We start from the raw sequence: 16,898 nt of genomic DNA, 5'->3' as shown, positions 1-16,898 counted from the left end.
TTCCACCCCACCCCGTCTCACCCCACCGCCCCGCTCCCCGTGCCCCCGGCTCCCCCCACTCGCCCCTTGCCGATGCCGATCCCTCCCCCTAGCCTGCAATCTGACGACCCATCAGATACCGGCTAGGGGGCAGGCAATGGCCGTCACCACCGAGAGCGGGACCGGTTCCGGACCCGGACCTGGCAGCAGGGACATCCCCAGAGTCATCAGCGTGGACGACCACGTGATCGAACCCGCGCACCTCTTCGAGACCTGGCTCCCGGCCAAGTACCGGGACAGGGGGCCGAAGCCGCTCACCGCCGGCATCGGGGAGCTCGCGTACATCGGCGGGAAGTACCGGTTCACCACCGATCCGGAAGGGCAGCTCACGGACTGGTGGGAGTACGAGGGCCTCCTCTTCCCGTACAAGCGGATCATCGCGGCCGTCGGCTTCTCACGGGACGAGATGACGCTCGACGGGATCACCCGGGAGCAGATGCGCAAGGGGTGCTGGGACCCCAAGGCCCGGATCGAGGACATGGAGATGAACCATGTCGAGGCATCCCTCTGCTTCCCCACCTTCCCGCGCTTCTGCGGGCAGACCTTCGCCGAGGCCCAGGACAAGGAGGTCGGGCTCGCCTGTGTGCGCGCCTACAACGACTGGATGGTCGAGGAGTGGTGCGGGGACAGCGGCGGCCGGCTGATCCCGCTGTGCCTGATCCCGCTGTGGGACGTCGAGCTGGCCGTCGCGGAGATCCGCCGTAACGCCGAACGCGGCGTCAGGGCCGTCACCTTCAGCGAGATCCCGACCCATCTGGGACTGCCGTCGATCCACTCCGGCTACTGGGACCCGTTCTTCGCGGCCTGCGAGGAGACCGGGACGGTCGTCAACATGCACATCGGCAGCAGCTCCCAGATGCCGGCCGCCTCACCCGACGCCCCGCCCGCCGTCCAGGCGTCCCTGTCCTTCAACAACGCCATGGCCTCGATGATGGACTTCCTGTTCAGCGGGGTGCTGGTGAAGTTCCCCCGCCTGAAACTGGCGTACAGCGAGGGCCAGATGGGCTGGATCCCGTACGCCCTGGAACGCGCCGACGACGTCTGGGAGGAGCACCGGGCCTGGGGCGGGGTCAAGGACCTGATCCCGGAGCCGCCCTCGACGTACTACTACCGGCAGATCTTCTGCTGCTTCTTCCGCGACCGGCACGGCATCGAGGCCATTGAGACCGTCGGCGTGGACAACGCGACCTTCGAGACCGACTACCCGCACGTCGACTCGACCTGGCCGCACACCAAGAAGGTCGCCGAGGAGCATGTGGCAGGGCTGCCGGACGAGGTGATCTACAAGCTGATGCGGGGCAACGCGATCCGCATGCTCGGCCTCGACTTCGACCGCTAGCCGCAGCCGCGGGACCGGTCGGGCGTGGGGTCGGTCTCAAGCGCGGCCAGGTCACGGGCGAGCGTGCCGGGATGCGCAGGTCGTCGGCGTCCGGGAGCTTCACGCACGGACTGCTCGCGTGCGCGAGTGCGAACGTGCGGGCGACTCCCCTCGGGCAGCTTCTGTGCGACATCGAGGCGTAGGCCTCGGCCAGGAACGAAAAGACCCGACCGCTGGCGACGGGGGATGCACCAGCGGTCGGGCTGTGGCCAAGACTAACAAGGCAAATGGAACAGCGGGAGCGGACTGCTCAGCCGGGGGGAGAAGTTGTGATCGGGATCACGTCATATGCCTCAGGCGCACGGAGGATCGTACGAGAGCCGCGGCAGGTACTCCTCCCACTCCTGGCGGCTCAGGACGTTCCCGGTGGTGGCGCAGATGTGGTCGATCGCGTCGTCGACATCGAGGTCCCACAGCCGGATCGTGTCGGAGCCGCTGGACACACCGAGCATGCGGCTGTTGGGGCTGAAGGAGAGGAAGTTGCCGGTCTTGGCGTTGGGACTCATCGACTGCCCGATGGGGCCGGCCGCGGACGGGTCGGCCACGTCCCAGAGCCGGACCGTGTTGTCGTTGCCGCCACTGGCCAGCCTGGCGCCGTCGCGGCTGTACGTCAGTGACACGACCGCCTCGGTGTGCCCGATGAGGGCGGCCCCCGTCTGCGCGGCGTGCGTGGGATCGGCCACGTTCCAGAGCCGGACCGTGTCGTCGTTGCCGCCGCTGGCCAGGGTGTGCCCGTCCGGGCTGAAGACCACCACGTTGACGGGCCCGTCATGCCCGGTGAGTGGCCTGCCGAGCGGCGTCGTCTCACGGCCCGGGCCCGTGATCCTCCACAGCCGGATCGTGCCGTCAGCGCTTCCGCTGGCCAAAGTGTTGCCGTCCGGGCTGAACGCGAGGCCGTTGATGTACCCCCGGTGACCGGCGATCGGACCGTGGGAGACCGGGTGGGCCGGATCGGAGACGTCCCACAGCTGGAGGGTGCGGCCGTCGTAGGCCGTGGCCATGGTGCGTCCGTCAGGACTGAATGCCAGAGCGTCCGGGCCCATGAACCGGGAGCGCAGCACGAGCGCCGGACCGTAGGGGACCGGGTGGGCCGGGTCGGTGACGTTCCACAGGTGGACCCGGCCGACGGCGAGCACCGCGAGGATGCGGCCGTCGGGGGAGAACTGAACCCGGGAGTCCGGGTCGCGCACCTCGGGGGTGAACGGCTCGCCGAGCGCCACCGGCCGGGCCGGGTCCGTGACCTTCCACAGCCGGATCCGGCCGTCCCGCCCGGACGTGGCGAGCACCTTGCCGTCGCGCCGGAACGCCCCGCTGCTGCCCACCATGTCTCCCCGCGGGATCGACCACAGGCGCACCCTGCTGTCGCCGCTGCCGGTGGCGAGAGTGCGGCCGTCCGGGCTGAAGCCCAGCGCGTACATCTCCCCGCTGCTCCCGGCGAGCGGCTCGCCGACCTGCGAGGGGTACGCCGGGTCGCTCACGTTCCACAGGCTCGCCGTACTGTCCGCGCTGGCCGCGGCGAGCGTGCTGCCGTCGGGGCTGAAGGCCACGGACCAGATGGGGCCGGCGTGACCGGTCAGCGGCGAGCCGACCGGGCGAGCCGCGGACGGGTCGGCCACGTCCCACAGCCGGACGGTGTCGTCCGCGCTGCCGCTCGCGAGCGCGGTCCCGTCCGGGCTGAAGGCGACCGAGTGGACCAGACCGGTGTGCCCCGCGAGAGCCCGGTCGTACGCCTTCGGATGCCGCGGGTCCGCGGTGTTCCACAGCCGAATCGTTTTGTCATCGCCCCCGGCCGCCAGTGTGCGCCCGTCCGGGCTCCACGCCACCGACCGCACCGCGGCGCCGGACCCGGTCAGGACCCCGAGGGGCTTCGGCCGTGCCAGGTCACCCAGGTCCCACAGGCGTACGGTCCGGTCCTCACCGGCGGAGGCCAGCGTGCGCCCGTCCGGGCTGAACGCGATCAGGTAGATGGTGCCGCGATGGCCGGTCAGGGGAGTGCCGAGGGACTTCGGATGCCCGGGATCCCGGAGGTCCCACAACCGGATCTGCCCGTCGTCGCCCGCACCGGCCAGCGTCCTGCCGTCCGGGCTGAACACCGCACTGCTCACCCAGCTCGTGCCACCGGCGAGGGGGGCGCCGAGCGCCTCGGGGTGCCGGCGGTCGCGCACGTCCCACAGCCGTACGGTCCGGTCGTAGCCGGCGGTCGCCAGGAGCTTGCCGTCCGGGCTGAACGAGGTGAGGTACACGGCACCGGTGTGGCCGGACAGCGGGGTGGCCAGCGGCGCGTTGACGATGGAGATCAACCGGGTGTTGGTGCCCTCGTCGTCGGGGCGCAGCTTGTGCGCGACCAGGTCGATCCGGGCGGACAGCGAGGGATCCGTGTACTGGACCCGGTCCGCCTCCGCGACGACCTGCTCGAACACGGCGTCGTTGCGCTGCTGCCAGGCGACCACCGCGGATCCCACGGCCACCATCGCGAGGACCACCAGCGCCGACACCGCGCCCCGGGCGATCAGGACCGTGCGCCGGCGCAGCCGGACCGAGGCGGCCAGGAACTCCCTCGCGCTGCGGGTCAGATAGGTGTCCCCGGCGGACTTCGCCCACGTCCGGGCCTGCTCCAGCCGCGAACCCCGGTACAGCAGCGAGGAGTCGCGGTTCGAGCCCTCCCAGAACCGGCCGTCCTCCTCGATGCGCTGGCGCAGCAGATGGTCGCTGCGGTCCTCGTCGATCCACTCGCGCAGCCGCGGCCACGCCGTCAGCAGCGCCTCGTGGGTGATCTCCACGGTCTCCGCGTCCAGCGTCACCAGCCGGGCGCGCACCAGCGCCTCCAGCGACTCCTCGGTCTTGCCCGGGTCGGTGGACTCCGCGGCCAGCTCCCGCCGGGTACCGCGCCGCCGGGTCGTCTGGGTGTCCTCGCCGAGCCGCACCAGCCGCAGCAGCAGCAACCGGGCCGCCGTACGCGCCGCCGGGTCCAGACCGGACCAGGCCCGCTCCGCGGTCGCCGCGACCGCGCCCTGGATACCGCCGGCCGCGCGATAGCCGGCCACGGTCAGCCGGCCGCCCTTGCGGCGCTGCCAGGTCGCGAGCAGGGCGTGCGAGAGCAGCGGCAGCACACCCGCGCCGTGCTCCCCCGCGGTCCGGAAGGCGGGGGAGGTGCCGCCCCCGCGCGGAGCGTCGGCGCTCACCTCGCGCACGATCAGCTCCGCGAGCCCCGGTTCCAGCTCCAGACCCACGGCCCGGGCCGGACCGGTCACCGCCTCACGCAGCTCCCCGCCGGTCAGCGGCCCGAGCACCATGTGCCGGTGCTGGAGGGCGTCCGCCAGCTCGGGATGGTCGAGACAGCGCTCGTAGAAGTCGGCGCGGATGCCGAGGAGCACCAGGGCGGGGGCCTCGGCGCCCGGCCCGGCGGGGGTGCAGGCGGCGTGCAGCAGCTGGACGAAGGTACGCCGGACCGCCTCGTCCGAGCAGAGCGTGAACGCCTCCTCGAACTGGTCCACGATCACGACCGGAGGGGCGGTGGCGCCCTCGCGCCGAGCCCACGCGGCCACCGCGTCCCGCGCGGCGTCGGCGAAACCGGGAGGGGGATCGGTGGGGCCGGTGCCGGTGCGGGTGGTTCCGGGAGGGTGGTCCGTGGGGCCTGCGCCGGTGCCGGTGAGTCCGGGTGGGCGGTTCGTGGGGCCGGTGCCGGCGAAACCGTGGGGCCGACCCGTCGGGCCGGAACCGGTGGCACCGGGAGAGCGGCCCGTCGGGCCGGAGCCGGCCGTGTCGCCGTCGGCCGCGCCGATGCCGGTTTCGGCGACGACCGGAGCCAGCTCGGGTATACGGCGGGCCAGTTCGGCGAGCGGATCGGCGCCCGGCACCAGCTGGAGCACGGTCCGGCCGCTGCCCTCCCCGTCCGGCGCGCCCTCCTCCAGGGCGGTCACCAGTCCGGCGCTGAGCAGCGAGGACTTGCCCGCGCCCGAGGCGCCCACGAGCATCACCAGACCGCCCGTGCCGTTCTCGGCGGCCGAGCGGAGCAGCTTGACGAGCGCCTCCGTGCTGCGCTCCCGGCCGAAGAACCAGCGGGCGTCCTCCTGCCGGTAGGGAGCCAGACCGCGGTAGGGGCAGACACCGGCCGGAGCCTCCGCCTGCTGAGCCCCCTCGTCCTCCTCCGGCGCGACCGCCCGCTCCCACAGCCGCTGCCACTGGGTGAGGTCGTACAGTCCGGGCGAGACGGGGGTGGGACTGAGACGACGGGCTTCGGGAATGAGGATGTGCAGCACGGCCGCGAGCGCGGTGAACTGAGCGGGTACGTTACGGGCCCGGCGCCAGTCGCTGATGCGCTGGGCCGACACCCGTACGGGCCGCCCGCGCTCGTCGACCCGCTGGAGCCGGCCGACGCCCTCGGACACCCGCTTGAGGGGCGGATTCCCTGCCTCCCGGTACAGCAGGGCGAGACGCTCCGCGAAGGCCGTGCGTGTCCCTGAGTCGGAACTCAAGGTCTTCCACCCCTTACTTCCCTCGCGGTTGAATCCGGACCGGAAAACTCACCCTATACGGCTGACCTGCGGCAACGCACTGCTTCCGGAACCGGAACCTCCTCATGGAGCCCCTCGGCTGGCAGGATCATCACTCCGCGGCGCAGCCCTCGGGCGACGCCCTGCCACCGACCTCCAGGCCACCGTTCCGGCGGCCCGCGCGCCACCCGGCGCGCCGGAAGTTTTGCGCCACATTCCCCCCACGGTCACTCGCTTCCTCCGGTACCGGTCCCCACGAGGGGAGGGACCGGTACCGGACGAAGCGGGGCGGTCACTGTGCCGCGCCTACACTTGCGAACATCCGTGAGTGCGGACGTCAGGTGGCGTTCGTCATCGACGTGGGAGGACGGGAGCAGGCTGTGGCGAAGGGCGTCGGTGCCGTCGGCGGTTTCCAGGACCCCTCGGCTGAGGTGCTCGCCGAGGCGGCCGCCGTGTTCGGACTCCTCGCCTCCTCGGCCCGGCTGCACCTCATGTGGGCGCTGGCCCAGGGCGAGAGCGATGTGACGAACCTCGCCGACCGGGTGGGCGGCGCGCTCCCCGCGGTCAGCCAGCACCTGGCGAAGCTGAAGCTCGCCGGTCTGGTCCGCTCCCGCCGTGAGGGCCGCCGGCAGGTCTACTACGTCGACGACCCGGACATCGTCACGGTGGTCCGCGTCATGGTGGGCCAGCTCACGGCTCGCGAGACCTCCGCCGCCACGTCGTCCCCACGGCTCCACGAGGCCGGTGTCTGACCACCCGAAGCCCCACCTCGAGCCCACACCACCGGTCGGGTCCGGCGGAGGGCCCGGTGGGCCGGGAGCGGGGGAGGCGGGCGAGCCGGACCGGGTGGGGGCGGTGGCCGGGGCTGGTGGTGCGGGGGGTCCGAGCTCGGGTTCAGGTGCGGGTTCGGGTCCGAGCTCGGGTTCAGGTGCGGGTTCGGGCGCGGGTCCGGGTTCGGGTTCGGGTTCAAGCGAGCGGGCGTCCGTGTCTGCGGGGCCGCTCCTTCCTCAGCTCACTCCTTCTCTCGAGGCCCCGGAGTCCACGCTCACCCCCACCCCCGTTCCCACCCTCCTCGAAGTTCTCCGTGGGCTCGACGCCGGGCCGCGAGGACTGACCGAGGGACAGGCCGAGGAGCGGCTCGGGCGGTTCGGGGAGAACCGGGTGCCGGACACCCGGGATCCCTCCTGGGCCCGGCTGCTCGCCCGGAGCGCGCGCGACCCGTTCACCGCGGTGCTGCTCTGCCTGGGACTGGTGTCCGCCGCGGTCTACGCCTGGGGCACCGCCTCGGTGATCCTCCTCCTGGTCGCCGTGAGCTGCGTCCTGCGTGCCTCCGGCGAACACCGCGCCGACCGCTCCACAGCCGACCTGCGCCGCCTGGTGGCGACCACGGTCACCGTCCAGCGCCGGGCCGGCGAGGACAGCGCCCCGGCGACCCGCGAGATCCCGGTCGAGGAACTCGTCCCCGGCGACGTCGTACGGCTCGGCCCGGGCGACCTGGTCCCCGCGGACGTACGACTGCTGCGCTCGACCGGACTCACCGTCCACCAGGCCGCCCTCACCGGTGAGTCCGCCCCGGTGCCGAAGTCCGCCGGTGAGAGCGACCCCGCCGGGACCGGCACCGCGGGCACCGGCGTCTTCCAGCAGCCCCACCTCTGCTTCCAGGGCACCAGCGTCGCCTCCGGCAGCGCCACCGCCGTGGTCACCGCGACCGGTGCCGACACCCGTTTCGCCGCGGCTCACCGCCGTACCGGCAAACCCCCGGCGACCTCCTTCGAACGCTCGGTCCAGGGCGTCTCCTGGATCCTGATCCGCTTCGCCCTGCTGACCCCGCCCCTCGTCCTGATGGCGAACGCCGCCCTCCGCGGCCGGGGCCTGGAGACCCTGCCCTTCGCCGTCGCGGTCGCGGTGGGCCTGACCCCCGAGATGCTCCCGGTCCTGGTCACGACCTGCCTGGCCCGCGGGGCGGCCCTCCTCGCCCGCACCCACGACGTCATCGTCCGCAGGCTCCCCGCGCTGCACGACATCGGCGCCATGGACGTCCTGTGCGTCGACAAGACAGGAACCCTCACCCAGGACCGCCCGGTCGTCGACAGGGCGCTGAACGCCAGGGGCCAGGACGACCCCGAGGTACTGCGCTGGGCAGCGGCCGCCGCCTGGTGGTCCCTCCAACTCGCCGACCTGCCCACCCCCGACGCCCTCGACGAGGCCCTCCTGACCACCGCCGACGAGGACGCCCTCATGGCGTACGACGGCGTCACGGCCCTCCCCTTCGACCCGGCCCGCCGCCTGGCCACCGTGGTCGTCCGCGTCCCTGGCCGGCTCGGCACGCACACCCTGATCACCAAGGGCGCCGCGGAGGCCGTACTGGAACGCTGCTCCCTGCCCGACGAGGAGCGCACCCGCCTGCGCGCCCTCGCCGAGGCACAGGCGGCCGACGGGCTGCGCGTCCTCGCCGTAGCCACCGCCGAACGCCCCGCCGGGACCCGCCCCCACGAACGCGGCCTCACCTTCCGGGGCCTGGTCACCCTCCGGGACGACCTCGTCCCCACCGCCGCCGAAGCCCTCGCCGGGCTCGCGGAGCGGGGCGTCACCGTCAAGGTCCTCACCGGCGACCACCCGGGCACCGCGGTCCGCACCTGCCGCGACCTCGGGATCCCGGTCGCCGACGTCCTCACCGCCGACCGCCTCGACACCCTCACCGACCCCGAACTGACGGACCTGGCAAGCCGTACGACCGTCTTCGCCCGCTGCACCCCCGAACACAAGACCCGGATCACCCGGGCCCTCCAGACCGGCGGCCACACGGTCGGCTTCCTCGGCGACGGCGTCAACGACCTGCCCGCCCTGCGCACCGCCGACGTCGGCCTCGCCCCCCGGGACGCGGCCGGGGTGACGAGGGACAACGCGGACCTGGTCCTCGCCGGGAAGGACCTCACCGCGATCGGCCACGCGGTCGCCGCGGGGCGTCACGCGGGCGGCAACATCGCCTCCTACCTGCGCATCACGCTCTCCTCCAACCTCGGCAACGTGATCGCGATGCTCTCCGCGGGCCTGCTCCTGCCCTTCCTGCCGATGCTCCCGGCCCAGGTCCTCGTCCAGAACCTGTGCTTCGACGCGGCCCAACTGGCCTTCGCCTACGACCGTCCCGCCCCGTCCGCGCTACGCCGCCCGACCGTCCTGGAACCCCGGGCGCTGCTCCGCTTCATCGTCGGCTTCGGCGCCCTGAACGCCGTGGCGGACCTGGCGACCTTCGGCGTGCTGGCCTTCGCCCTGCGCGGCCCGGGAGACGACGAGGCACTGTTCCACTCGGGCTGGTTCACGGAGAACCTGCTCACCCAGGCCGTGGTGATGGTCCTGCTGTCCCTCGGCGCCCGCGGCACGAGCGGCCGGCGCCCGGGCCCGGTCACCTGGTCGGCAGCGGCCCTGGCCGCGACCGGCCTGTTCCTGCCCATGTCCGCACCGGGCGAGCGCCTCGGCCTGAGCCCCCTGCCGGGCGTCTACTACGGCCTCCTCGCGGCGGTCCTGACCCTGTACGCGGCGGGCCTGATGACGGCGAGAGCACGGCAGGAGGGTGGGCCGCCGGTCGTCTGAAGGTGGGGCTCAGTTCAGGGGCAGGCGATGTCGAACCCGTACCGCAGCGGTTCCTCGGTCACCCCGTGGTCGAGCCGATAGACGTAGACCCCCTCGACCCGCACCCCGGCCGACGCACCCTCGGCCCGGCAGGGGTACGTCACCTGCACCACCCGGGGCCGGTCGGCGACCTTGACCCGCATCCCGTCGGCCGGCCCACCATCGAGCACGGCAACTTCCCACCCGCTCATGCCGCCCGACTCCCCTGTCTCCGCTGCGTCCACAGCGGACAGTTTAAGGCTTGCGCAAGCTTCGGATCGGCTGCGAGTGGCCGTAGAGTGCGCGGATGTTCCCCCTGGAGACCTCGTGAGCAGCACCCGCCCGTCGTGGTCCGACCGCAGGCTGCCGGCCTTCTTCACGCGCTGGCGCAAGGACTGGAACGACGAGGACCTCACCCCGTCCCACTACCTGGACTTCGAGGGCGGCCTGCGCTTCGTCCTGGCGGCGGCCTGGCTGTTCTGCCCGGAGACGGTGGAGTACCGCGGCGCGATCTTCCTCAAGGACCGCTTCACCCGGTCCACCGTCGACACCTGGTTCACCACCCTGTCCGGCGACCGGCAACGCGTCGAGTCGGTCGCCAACCACGTAGAGCTCTGGACCCTCTTCACCAACACCCCCCTCACCGACGACGACCACCTGGCCGAGGAACTCCCCCAACTGGCCCTCGCCCTCGGCGAAACCTGGCAGGCGCTCCTCACCACCCGCTACCCCGGCCGCGAGATCAAGGTCGAGGTGACGGACGAGGAGGACGGCGCGTACGGCCCGACGGTGACGTTCTGGACGTCGGCTCGGGGGCCGGGGGTCACATAGGAGAACACGACCTCTCCGCGGGCACTCCGCACGCCGGGCCGCCCGTTCCTGTAAAGAACGTCTCTTCGGTCAATTCCGGCTGCTAAGCGAGGAAACAGGCCACATGTCGTCCCGCCTGTTCGTCGCCGAACGGTGCCACGTCAGCATGGTCTCGTATGTGAACGGCGCTAAGCCGTAAAGCGAGATCGTCGGGGGTGCTGGTGAATCACGTGTGGCCGCCGTCCACCTTTCTCGGCCGCTTGCGTCCTGCGACACGTGACGAACTTCTGGGGCAGGGCACCCCCATGACCTATCCGCCGCATCGCGCGCTGCTGCACCAGGGTGATGAAAGCCGACACATACTGTTGATCACGAGTGGCGTCGTGAAGGTGGTCGGCAGCGCGGAAAGCGGCTACGACATGCTGCTCGCCGTCCGCATAGCGGGCGACCTGGTCGGGGAAATGGCAGCCTTCGAGGAGCGCCCGAGATCCGGCACGGTAGTCGCGTGCAGTGACGTGACCGCGCGGATCATCCAGGTACAGGCGCTGGAATCCTTCCTCACTCGTCACCCGGACGCAATGCGGGCCATCCTCCACATGCTGTGCGCCCGGCTGCGCTGGGCCAACCGACGGAGAATCGACTTCCAGGCATACGACTCGCTGACCCGGCTGGCCCGCGTCCTGGCTGAGTTGTGCCAGGCCTACGCCCAGCCGGTGCCGAACGCCGACGGCAAGCGGTTCGACCTGGGTGTGACCCTCACCCAGAAAGAACTGGCATCGCTGGCCGGCTTGGCTCTCAACACGGCCGAAAAGAGTCTGGCGGCTCTGGCAGCCAGAGGCCTGGTGGAACGCAGTTACCGAAACATAACCATCTGTGACGTTCCGAAACTGCTCGAATTCGCCAAAGTAGTGGCCGACAACCCGTATTGATACGGGATCAGTTCACCCGCTCTCTCCTAGCCTCTCCGGCACGCGCTTCGTGGGCAGTGTCTGCCCACCGCCTGCCCAGAGAGGAATGATCGGGTGCTTGAGTGGTCCGGGTTCCATCCCTGCATTTGCCTTGCCGTGGACGCAGAGGCCTACGGCGGCAAGAACGACCGTAGACAGTCCGAGACCCAGCACGACCTGCCGCGGCTTCTCGATCGCGCGGCCAGGAACGCGGGCATGGACCGCGCGCAGTGGCAGATCCAGCGCAAGGGAGACGAGCAGCTCGCCGTACGTCGCCTGGACGGCACCGAGCCGCGTCTGGTCGACGACTACATCCGCCATCTCGTCGCCGAGCTGCGCGAGTACAACGCCCAGCGAGTCTCCGCGGCACGCATGCGGCTTCGGGCAGTCATCCACCAGGGACCGGTCGAGCTGGCCGACAACGGCTTCGCCGGCGCGGCGGTGGTGGCCACGGCTCGCCTGTTGAACGCGAGCCCGCTCTACGATGCCCTGGCCACGCATCCTGGCGCCGACCTGGCGCTGTTGTTGTCGGACGACGTGTTCCGATCCACGGTTCTTGGCGGTCACACGACCCTGACCCCGGCGGACTTCACCCCCGTCAGTGTGCGGGTGAAGGAGTACGAGGCCCGTGCCTGGCTGTGGGTGCCGGCCGACGGCCGACCGACGGTCGCCCCACCCCGCTCCGGGCTCGTGGAGGCGGAGGAACCCACGGCATCGGCGGGGGCGGGGACGTCAACGGACCGGTATGCACAGGCCATCAGCGGAACCGCTGGTGGACCGGTGATCGACAACGAGTACCGGGCCGACAGGATCAATGTGACCAACGTGGCCGGTCCGGTGGATGCCCGGGGCGCTGTTTTCGGCTTCGGGAGTGCCGGTGACTGATGGCTCGGAGCCGGCCGAACCCTCCGCCCCAGCCCCGGCGGAGGAGGCTGCGCCGCCCGACGGCGGCAGCGCGCCGCCGGTCGGAAAGGACGCCATAGCAGCGAATCCCGAGCCGGCTACAGACCTCGGGCGGCGCAAGGAGCAGGAGGAGCGGGAGGAGCGGGAGGAGGACGACCGTGGCTATGACGACCTCAGTCGAGTCCATCGGCTCGTCAACAACAATTTTTACGGGGTCGTCGACGCCTCGGGAGCCGCTTTCGGCTTCGGCGCCGGAACGTCTCCCGGGCTCGCTCCCGGCACCATCGAGCCCGAGGAGGTGGACCGCACCCTGCGGTTCTACCTTCCGCCACAACCGTGCTTCGACGAAGCGTTGGACACCCTGAGCCAGGACGCCCTTGTGGTCCTGACCGGCCGGGACAACTGCGGCCGGGGTGCGGGCGCCCTTGCGCTACTCAAGAGGATCTTGGGCGCCGAGGCCAAGCTGCGCAGTCTGTCGCCTGCCAATGCCCTCGCTGAGCTGGCCGTTTCGCGCGACCTCAAGCCGGGGCAGGGGTACGTCATCCTCGACTATGTGGGCGAGTTGCGTCCGGAGGCCGTGCAGGCGTACGACATCGCGCGGTTGAGCGAGGAACTCGGCCGCAAAGGGTCGTATCTGGTGATCACGGCGGGCGACACGGCTGGTCGGCGGCTGGCGCTGCAACACCGCTGCGTGCCGTGGCGGGCCCCGGATCCCGAGGAACTGTTCGAACACTGCATGGGGCGTCTCCCGCACGTCGACCTTGATCCCGACACCGAGAAGGAGCTGCTTGAACGAATCCGCGAACAGCGCCGGCCTACTGACGTGGTCGCAGCGGCTAGGACTCTCTCCCAGGAGGGCGCGGAGAAAGCTCTCGACGTCTTGCGCGACCGGGACCAGGAGCTGGTCCAGCAGTGGTTCCGCAAGCCTCCGACCGCTGAGGATCTGCTTCCGCTGGCTGCCCTGGCCTTCCTGGAGGGCATTCCGGAGCGGACCTTCGAGAAGGAGTGCGCCGCCCTTGCCGCTCATGTACGCAACTGGGAGCAGAGCGGCGAGGCTCCGGCTGCGGAGCCGGACGGCCCGGCCCTGGCGCTGACCAGCGGTGTGGTGGTCAGACAGTCCCGGGCCCGCTGGCGAGAACGGGCGGTGGGACTCGTGACGGCCGAGCACCGGCTCGGCCCGAGCCGGGATGCCGGTCGCAGCGAGCGGTGCCTGGTGTTCAGATCGCCACGCATCCGTGAACTCGTCATCGCGGAGCTGCACGACCTGTACGGCTACGAGCTCTGGTATCCGCTGCGCCGATGGCTGGGCGAGCTGGCCCTGCTGGGTGACCTCGACACCAGGACCGAGGTGGCCCGCGGTGTCGCGCTCCTGGCCCGGTACGCACTGGTCGAGGTCGACGAGAACCTGCTCACCGTGTGGTCCGACGGCATCACCAGCCAGCGGGTGACCGCCGCGCTGACACTCCAGTTCATGTGCGATGTGGAGCATCTCGCCCCGCAGGCCCTGAACACCGTCCAGAGCTGGGTGGACAACCGTGGTGCCGGACGTGCGGTGACCGCCGCCATGGCACTGACGGGCCGCCTGGGTTCGCTCTACCGCTTGGACGCGCTCAACTGGCTCTGGTTCCTGGGGAATCGAGGTGAGCGGGTCGCGTTCTCGGCCCGGCGCTCCCTGGTCCTGCTCCTTCAGACCGCTGAACGGGATCCCGAACGTGCCCTGTTGATCCTGCGCTACGTTCGGACCTTGCTCGCGAAGACGGCCCTGGGCTCGCGGGAGCACTCGGTCGCGCTGAGAATCGCTGTACAGATCCTGGAAGCCGCCCGCCTGGACGCCGCTGAGCCTGTCACCGCGGCCCTCCTGCGTGGCGTCCCGGGCAGCGTCCGGCATCTCGCGTCGCTCTGGACGGACGTTCTGCACAGCACGCACCGGAGCCGAGCGCTGAGTGCACTGTGCCGGATGCTGGTGCAGTTGCGGGACGACCCGTCCGTCACAGCCGTCGTACGCGAACTCGGCGAAGCCATGCGGAACACCATGAGCCCGAGGCAGTGGACCGCACTGCACCACCACCTGTCGATGGCTCTGAAGCATCCCGACTACGCGATCCCCGGCGCCGCCCGGTTGGCGCAGGTGCTTCTCGGATCCCTGCGCGGCCGGGTACCGACGGCTGCTCGGCGTTCCGCCCCGCCCCCCATGTCCACCTTCCCCTTTCCTTCCGCTCAAGGAGGCCGAAACAAGTGAACTACCCGGTCATAGCCGAGCACATCCTGGCCACGGTCCAGGGAAACTGGTGGTCTCGGCGTCGCCGCCGCGACGACGTGCCGCCGCTGCCGCCCGGCGCGGTCCACGTCTTCCGAGTAGGTGGGAACTACCGCACGTTCCCCGAGGGCATGGTGTTCGATCCTTCTCACCCCGACGTGCTCGAAGCGTCCTCGGTGAGCCTGGTCGACACTCGGGCACGGCTGGTCGAGGTGGAGCGCCAACTGCCGTCCATCAGCGAGGCGGACCACTTCACGCTGAGGGCGTCCTTCACCTGCCAGGTCACCGACCCGACCGTCGTCGCCCGGCAGGGCGTCATCGACGTCACGGTTCCCTTGCGTGCCTATCTGATGGGCGACAACGACCTGCCGCGGGTGAGCGCCGGGCACCGGGTGGAGGAGATCAACGCGGTGCGCACCGAGGCCGGCCACCGGATGACCGCCTACAGCGCGATCGTCCCCCCGCGTGTGGCGGGCATGAGCGTCGAGTTCGTCAGCGCCGAGGTGCACGCGTCGGACGACTTGCGTGACTGGGAGCAAAAACTGCGCGATGAGCGGCGGTCGTGGGAACTACAGCGCGGGCAGCGCGACTTCGAGACGCAGGACGCGCTCAAGATCGCGGAATTGATCTCTCAGGGATCCGAGCACGTGGACGCCTTCGGAATCGCTCGCAAGGAGATCGACGTCACCGAGGTGGCGACGCGCATTCACCGGATCACTCAGGAGGAGTCGGCCCGTCGGCACGCAGCCGAGACGGCGGAGCGGGATCACCGGCAGTCGCTGGAGTCGGCACAGGCCCAGATACGCCATGAGGTGGTTTTGGCGGTGGTGCGCCAGATGGCAGGCAACGAGTACGTCGACTATCACCAGGCGCTGGACCAAGTCCTGCGAGAGATGGGCAACCAGGGGGCACCCGGCGTGGAAGCCGCTCCGGACGGCACCCGCATGGTCGAGTCGGGCTCCCCACGCCCCAGTCGCACGGCCCCGGGTCGGGACGGATCTCGCGACCAGCAGGGTGGCTTCGTCAAGGACGAGGACGAGCTCGTTGACTGACTTTCCGACCACCCCCGGGACGAACTCCGGCAGGGCGGGGGCGTACGGCGCATCTGCCCGCAACACCGGTGACGAGGCATCCGGCCACGCCGGCCCTCACCCGGCCCGGTACGACGCGGCACGAGCTCTGCGCACCCTGACAGGTGTCGACGAGGAGTTGCTCGACAAGGTCAGGTACGAGCGGAGCAAGTACACGGCCCTGGGCGGAGTGGTGCTCGGCACCTCCGTCATCGCGGCGTTCTCCATGTGGAACTTCGCCACCGAGGCACTCGGCAGGGTGTCGTTCGCAGCCCTCGTCCCGACGGTCATCTGGATGCTGTTCGTGCTCAACCTCGACCGCTGGCTGGTCACCCCCCAGCCGAACGCGCGGCGACGGGTCGGACCTCTCCTCACGCGTCTGCTGATCGCTCTGCTGCTGGGTGCGGTGATCGCCGAGCCGCTGGTGCTGCGCATCTTCCAGACAGCCATAGAGGAGCATGTCGCGGACGAGCGTACGAACGCCATTGACGAGTTGCGCACGGACCTGGTCCGCTGCAACCCCGTACCGTCCACCACGCAGGCCACCACCCCGGAAGGATGCGACAGGACGTACGTCCTGTCGTTCGGTGCTACGCCTGGCGAGCGTGCCGAGGAACTCGTCGCTCTGCGCTCGGACGCGGCCGTCCTGCAGAAGCGAGTGGACCGCGACACCAGCAGGCTGGAGAGCATCGACTCCCAGGTACGGGACGAGTGCCGACGACTGATCCGCATGGCTGCCACAGGCCTGTACCAGAGGACGTCGGAGTGCCTTCGCTTGCGCGACAAGGCTGAGGACTACCGGACCACCCACCGCACCAGTGAGAACGAGAAGCGACTCCTCGGCATGAACACCCGCATCTCGAAGATCGAGGCTCAACTGACCTCGTCACGCGGCGTGTTCCTCAAGACCCGGGCCGAGGGCATCGAGCGTCGCCTGGACGAGGAACGCGCCAAGCAGAAGGAGATAGGGGTCCTGGAACGGATCCGGGCCCTGGACGATCTGGCCGGTGGGAATCCCGTGCTGTTCGTCGGTGTCTGGCTGGTCCGCCTCCTGTTCGTGCTTCTCGACGTGTTGCCCGTACTCGTGAAGTACCTGAGCGGCGAGACGGCGTACGACCGGATGCTCACCAGCGAGAGCAACAGTGCGGTCAAGATCCACGGAGAGGAGATCCGGCTGGCCGAGCGTCGGGCGACGGCCGACTTCGAGATGGCCCAGGACGCCATCGAGCAGGAGGTCAGGCGTCACCGCGCCGAGTCCGAAGCAGCGCTGCGGGAGCATACGGCCGCCATGAACATCCGTGTACGGCAGGCGGTGAACGCCCTCGAGGACGAGATCCGTCGCTCGTCGACGGTGTGATCGGCGGGCCGCCTGACACCGAAGGAAGGGAAAGG

11 protein-coding genes are annotated in these 16,898 nt (G+C 70.7%); 9 read left to right on the top strand and 2 right to left on the bottom strand.

Features of this window, described 5'->3' with window-relative positions; all coding sequences use genetic code 11:
* Window positions 1–136 precede the first annotated feature (136 nt).
* Window positions 137–1,378: an amidohydrolase family protein gene (locus IF54_RS0129645; protein ID WP_030324229.1), complete on the top strand. Its 1,242-nt coding sequence runs from the start codon at window positions 137–139 to the stop codon at window positions 1,376–1,378.
* Window positions 1,379–1,710: 332 nt separating this feature from the next.
* On the opposite strand, the gene IF54_RS0129640 is transcribed toward IF54_RS0129645, so the two are convergent.
* Window positions 1,711–5,892, bottom strand: coding sequence for a hypothetical protein (locus IF54_RS0129640; protein WP_030324226.1), 4,182 nt, complete (start codon window positions 5,890–5,892; stop codon window positions 1,711–1,713).
* Window positions 5,893–6,290: 398 nt separating this feature from the next.
* Between IF54_RS0129640 and IF54_RS0129635 the strand changes: the two genes are divergently transcribed.
* Window positions 6,291–6,662 carry an ArsR/SmtB family transcription factor gene (locus tag IF54_RS0129635; protein ID WP_030324224.1) on the top strand — a complete coding sequence of 124 codons (372 nt, stop codon included), beginning with the start codon at window positions 6,291–6,293 and terminating at the stop codon, window positions 6,660–6,662.
* Between the two features lie 232 nt (window positions 6,663–6,894).
* Complete coding sequence (gene mgtA, locus IF54_RS0129630) at window positions 6,895–9,501, top strand: magnesium-translocating P-type ATPase (protein ID WP_037820771.1); 2,607 nt, start codon at window positions 6,895–6,897, stop codon at window positions 9,499–9,501.
* A gap of 14 nt (window positions 9,502–9,515) precedes the next feature.
* Here mgtA and IF54_RS0129625 read toward each other — a convergent pair whose 3' ends face one another.
* Window positions 9,516–9,731, bottom strand: a complete 216-nt coding sequence (locus IF54_RS0129625) for a hypothetical protein (protein ID WP_030324219.1) — start codon at window positions 9,729–9,731, stop codon at window positions 9,516–9,518.
* A gap of 115 nt (window positions 9,732–9,846) precedes the next feature.
* Between IF54_RS0129625 and IF54_RS0129620 the strand changes: the two genes are divergently transcribed.
* From IF54_RS0129620 to IF54_RS0129595, 6 genes are all read left to right on the top strand, one after another.
* Window positions 9,847–10,350, top strand: coding sequence for a hypothetical protein (locus IF54_RS0129620; RefSeq protein ID WP_030324218.1), 504 nt, complete (start codon window positions 9,847–9,849; stop codon window positions 10,348–10,350).
* A gap of 284 nt (window positions 10,351–10,634) precedes the next feature.
* Window positions 10,635–11,258 (top strand): Crp/Fnr family transcriptional regulator, encoded by a 624-nt coding sequence (locus tag IF54_RS0129615; RefSeq protein WP_234439094.1) that lies wholly within the window; start codon window positions 10,635–10,637, stop codon window positions 11,256–11,258.
* Between the two features lie 135 nt (window positions 11,259–11,393).
* The gene (locus IF54_RS0129610; RefSeq protein ID WP_078852155.1) at window positions 11,394–12,161 is read left to right on the top strand and encodes a hypothetical protein; all 768 of its coding nucleotides are present in this window, start codon (window positions 11,394–11,396) and stop codon (window positions 12,159–12,161) included.
* Window positions 12,154–14,418 carry a hypothetical protein gene (locus tag IF54_RS0129605; protein ID WP_234439093.1) on the top strand — a complete coding sequence of 755 codons (2,265 nt, stop codon included), beginning with the start codon at window positions 12,154–12,156 and terminating at the stop codon, window positions 14,416–14,418. Before IF54_RS0129610 ends, IF54_RS0129605 begins: the two co-directional genes overlap by 8 nt.
* Window positions 14,415–15,488, top strand: a complete 1,074-nt coding sequence (locus IF54_RS0129600) for a hypothetical protein (protein ID WP_030324210.1) — start codon at window positions 14,415–14,417, stop codon at window positions 15,486–15,488. The genes IF54_RS0129605 and IF54_RS0129600 overlap by 4 nt, the downstream gene beginning before the upstream one ends.
* The gene (locus IF54_RS0129595) at window positions 15,481–16,863 is read left to right on the top strand and encodes a DUF4407 domain-containing protein (RefSeq protein WP_234439092.1); all 1,383 of its coding nucleotides are present in this window, start codon (window positions 15,481–15,483) and stop codon (window positions 16,861–16,863) included. The genes IF54_RS0129600 and IF54_RS0129595 overlap by 8 nt, the downstream gene beginning before the upstream one ends.
* The last annotated feature ends 35 nt before the right edge of the window (window positions 16,864–16,898 follow it).

It is taken from the genome of Streptomyces sp. NRRL B-3229 (assembly GCF_000719505.1).
GTDB lineage: Bacteria > Actinomycetota > Actinomycetes > Streptomycetales > Streptomycetaceae > Streptomyces > Streptomyces griseorubiginosus.
Note: the sequence above shows the minus strand (reverse complement) of the source record. Positions and strands in the feature narration are given on the sequence as shown.